Raw genomic sequence first — 3,065 nt, forward strand, 5'->3', positions numbered from 1 at the left:
CGAGGACGCACCGGCATTCAGTGGAGCCACCGGCGAGGGATGCGTGATCAACGGGCAGAACAAGTCCCCGGATCCCGCGGCAAACGACCTCGATGGTCTCGAGGATGGAAGCCCGATTCTCTTTCGCATCGAGGTAGAGGACAAGGTGGGTCCTGAGAAGGTCGCTTTGACGGTTCTGCTGGCGTGGGAGTGCGACTCGGGCACGTGTCTAAACCAGTGCACGTGGAAACAGGAAGATACAGCGGTCCAGAGCGGCCACCCTTTGTACGGGACGGAGGATCACCAGCAAGGGTTTCTCGCTCACCACTGGGATATTGCTGCTCGCGCATTCAGAGCTGGAAGCAAGAAGTAGTCTGGCGAGAGGCTGAGGCGATGTTCCAGGTGAAATGTCCCGGATTTCGATCACGACTTGGCGTGACTGTGAGATTCTCCGTGGCAGTAGGGAGAGAGCTGTCCAGAAGTGCAGTGACTTTCTTCGTGGTTCTGGGCTACGTCACGGCTGTTGTAGCGGGGCCGGGTCTCGTAGTGGATTTGGCGGACGATACAGATGCCGTCCGCTGGGATGGGCGTCGAGTAGAGGATTTTTTTGGTGAGAACGTCGCTTCTTGCGACATCAACGGCGACGGCGTCGATGACTGGGTCGTTTCCGCTTATGAGGGGTATGGTCCATCGAATTCGCGGTTCTGGGCTGGAGATGTGTACGTCATTTTTGGGCGACGGGGAAGGTGGACTGGACCCTTCGACGCCGCCATTGATGCTGACGTCACGATTTATGGCCAAGAAGATGTGGACAGGCTAGGCCACGGGATCAGCTGTGGTGACGTGGACGGTGATGGAACGGGCGATCTACTACTCGGAGCCGATTCTGCTGACGGGCCGAACAACACGCGGTCGGGTGCAGGTCAGGTGCATATTCTGTTCGGGCGTAGCTCATGGCCGGCGGTAATCGACCTTCTGACAGATCCGGGGGTCGTCGTCTATGGTGAATTGGCGGGGGGAGGCATTGCTTCCGGTGAACTTGCCTCCGGTGACATAGACGGGGATGGTATCGACGACCTCATTATTCCTGCCTATCGTGCCCCCAACAGAGACGGCGACTTTGATCGTGTAGGTCGGGTCTATGTACTCTTCGGTAGAGAAGCGTGGCCGGCCACGATCGACCTGGCGAACGAGCGTGAGCTGACCGTGTACGGTGACGATCAGTTCGACGGTCTTGGCGGCTTTGCCGGTACGGGCGACGTCAACGATGACGGCACGGAGGACCTGATTCTCCGAGCCAGTGGCGGAGATGGCCCTGGAGAGGATCGCTCCGGGGCCGGAGAAATCTACGTTTTTTGGGGACGACCGATGTGGCCGGCCGAGATCGACTTGCGTTTCGAGCCTCCGGATCTTCTGCTCTATGGGCCGGATGTGTCGGATGCGGCGGGAGATGGCGTCGCGGTGGGAGATATCGACGATGACGGTCATGCGGATCTCACCGTTGGGGTCGCTCGAGGCGACGGTCGACTTGACAATTCACCAGAAACCGGTGAGGCACGCGTCCATGAGCCTTATCCGGCTTACGCGGCGGACGTCGATCTGGGAGTCGACAGCGACCGCATCATCTGGGGAGCTGATGAGGGCGACTTGTTCCTCTGCGGTATCGCAGGTGTAGAGGATGTTTCCGGGGACGGTATTGATGACTTGGTGTGCAGCGCTACTTCGGCAGACGGGCCGGCCGAGGATGCGACACGCATGGGGGAGATCTACGTCTTCCTTGGTGGATCGAATCTCCCCGCAGATCTCGGCGCCGACAACGGAGACGAGGACTGGATCATCTACGGCAGGCAGGCGGGTGACGAACTGGGCGAGTTGTGGCAGGCGGACATCAACGGCGACGGAATCCACGAGATCGTTGCCAAGACTCTGATCGGCAACAACTATCTCGTCTCGAGTTCCTGGTTGATCAGCCCTGTCGACGTCGATGGTGACGGCATCACGCAGCTTCCCGACAACTGTCCTCTGGTGGCCAACCCTGACCAGGAGGACGCGGATGCGGACGGTCGGGGCGACGCCTGCGCGACGGACTGGGACGGCGATGGTCTCGACGATGCCGACGACTGCGCGGTGGCCGATGCGGACGGCGGCCGTCCTCCAGCGGTCTCGGGGGTGGCATTCGTGGTTGGTTCCCATGAGGAACTGACCTGGACTGCGCAGCCTCTAGCCGAGGAGTACGACGTCTCCCGGGGCGATTTGTCGGGACTCGCTCCCGGTGAGTACGGGACGTGCCGCAACAGCGCCGACGCCGACCGCACGGACACGAGTTTCATCGACAGCGAGATCCCGTCCCCTGCCGACGGTTTCTTCTACCTTTTCCGCGGCGTCGATCTCGACTGCCCCGCCGTGGGCTCCTGGGGCAGCGATTCCAGCGGCTCGGAACGGGAGAACACGAATCCGACTGGCTGCCCGTGAGAGACCTCGCCTGTCCCCGTTACCGCGGGATCGGCGAGCGGATCGAGGATGGGCGGTCGCTGGTCCGACAACGCGTAGGGGTCGGTGGTGAGCGTAGCGAACCCCGCCCAGCGGGCGGCGGTGGTTGGAACGAGGGCGCAGTCACGGGGGTTGGGGCACGTGCTGGGGGGATGGGGACTGATGGTAGGCACCGGGGTCCAGGGGTAGCGGCGGGAGGGGTTCGCTTCGCTCACCGCCTCCCCTACACGTGTTTCGAGGCGCTGGTCGTTTCAGGGGGGCGTTGACACGCGCCCGAGCCGGTGGCGTACCCGTGAGCGGTAAGCGGTCGGAAATCGACGTTCTTGCGAAACGAGCGCCAGCGGTGTAACCGGTCAATCGGCGGTTCGGCTGGTGTGCCTCTCGAGCGGCGAGAGCAGCGGATCTTCGCCGAAGCGCTCCTTCCACAGCCGCGGCGTCAGCAGCGCCACCTCGGACGCCGGATGGCTGTCCACGCACTGCAGCACGTCCACGAGATAGCGATACGGCGATAGCCCCTGCAGCCGGCAGGCCTGCAGAAGACTCTGCAAGACGCCCACGTGCTCCGCACCCAGCTCGGTCCAGCAGAAAAGCCAATT

The 3,065-nt window shown here is 62.4% G+C and carries 3 protein-coding genes; 2 read left to right on the forward strand and 1 reads right to left on the reverse strand.

What is annotated here, in order from left to right; translation table 11 throughout:
• Nucleotides 1-352, forward strand: a 352-nt coding sequence (locus tag Q9Q40_10700; protein MDQ7007693.1) for a hypothetical protein, incomplete at its 5' end; no start/stop codon positions are given.
• A 113-nt stretch (nucleotides 353-465) separates the two neighbouring features.
• A complete protein-coding gene (locus tag Q9Q40_10705) occupies nucleotides 466-2,451 on the forward strand; it encodes a thrombospondin type 3 repeat-containing protein (GenBank protein MDQ7007694.1) in 1,986 nt (661 codons plus the stop codon).
• A gap of 371 nt (nucleotides 2,452-2,822) precedes the next feature.
• Here Q9Q40_10705 and Q9Q40_10710 read toward each other — a convergent pair.
• Nucleotides 2,823-3,065, reverse strand: a 243-nt coding sequence (locus tag Q9Q40_10710; protein ID MDQ7007695.1) for a transposase domain-containing protein, incomplete at its 5' end; no start/stop codon positions are given.

The sequence above is a fragment of the Acidobacteriota bacterium genome (assembly GCA_030949985.1).
In the GTDB taxonomy this organism is placed as follows: domain Bacteria; phylum Acidobacteriota; class Polarisedimenticolia; order J045; family J045; genus JALTMS01.